The 1271-nt window shown below is 56.7% G+C and carries 1 pseudogene; it reads right to left on the bottom strand.

Annotation, left to right across the window (positions count from 1 at the left end):
- Positions 1 to 178: 178 nt before the first annotated feature.
- Positions 179 to 1099, bottom strand: a pseudogene (locus tag QP413_RS09810) (IS256 family transposase); the annotation flags it as partial.
- Positions 1100 to 1271: the final 172 nt, after the last annotated feature.

The raw sequence follows: 1271 nt of genomic DNA, 5'->3' as shown, positions 1-1271 counted from the left end.
AGTGGGTCTCGTGGTGGAACGAATCACGGCTTCACCAAAGTCTCGGCTACCGTACGCCGACAGAGGTAGAAGCAGAGTTTTGGACTGGCAATCCAAATCACGAGAAAATAGAAATCAAGGCAAATGCCTAGGAACAAAACCCGGAGCACTTCAACTCTTCTAGATAGGCCGCAACCTACGGGAACTTTGGTTCCAGTAGATCAACGACTTCGCGGGCTTGTCCCCAGGTGGATTGAGCGTCGGGTTGCTGGAAGATTGTCTGGAACATCGCAGAGACCATCGGCCACTGTGTCTTCGGGACCTTTTCGTAGAGGTTTTTCGCGAAATGGGTGCGACAGCGCTGCCACGACGCATCGGGCAGCACGTCAGAAATGGCGTGCTGGATGCCCTCATGAGCATCACTGGTGATAAGGAAAACACCGCGAAGCCCGCGGGCTTTTAAGTCCTGAAAGAAGCCTTTCCACGACGCGTTGGATTCCGCGGTGGCGACATGCATGCCGAGCATTTCGCGATAGCCCTCGGCGTTGACCCCGGTGGCCAAAAGGACGCAGCATGTAACCACCCGGCCGCCTTCCCGCACCTTGATCGCGAGTGCGTCGCACGACAGGTAGGCATACCCACCGGGATCCAGGGGGCGGTTTTTGAAATCTGCGACCATCGCGTCGAGTTCTTCCGACATCCGCGAGACGTGCGATTTCGACATGTTGGAAATCCCTAGCGTTGCCACCAGATCGTTTATTCGGCGGGTGGAAACCCCTTTGAGATAGCAGGTTGCGATCACGGTCGATAGTGCGCGTTCGGCACGTGAGCTTCGCTCGAGCAGCCAGTCCGGGAACAACGCGCCGTGGCGCAGCTTCGGCACTGCCACATCGATTGTGCCGACTCTGGTGTCGAGGTCGCGGTGACGGTACCCGTTGCGGTGGTTGACCCGTTCGGTGGAAGCAACACCGTATTCAGCCCCGCACACGGTATCAGCCTGGGCGGAGAGGATCTGGTTGATAAACCCTTGCAGCATCTGCCGCATCAGATCCGGCGACGCTTGGGTCAGCACATCATCCAGATAGGTTGTCGGGTCGATAGAATGCGGAGCAGCGGTCATCGTCATGTGCCTTTCGGTGAGATGTGGTCGTTGAGTCGAAAGGTTACTGACGATGGCCGCCCCACTATTTTCAAGGGCCCACCATCAGTAAGCGTGAGGGTGTCAGGAAGTTTGTGTGTGAGGCTCTGATCTAGAAGGAGTGTCATCGATAATGACTACGGTGTCACCGAAG

It is taken from the genome of Corynebacterium sp. UMB4614 (genome assembly GCF_030217065.1).
Classification (GTDB): domain Bacteria; phylum Actinomycetota; class Actinomycetes; order Mycobacteriales; family Mycobacteriaceae; genus Corynebacterium.
Note: the sequence above shows the minus strand (reverse complement) of the source record. Positions and strands in the feature narration are given on the sequence as shown.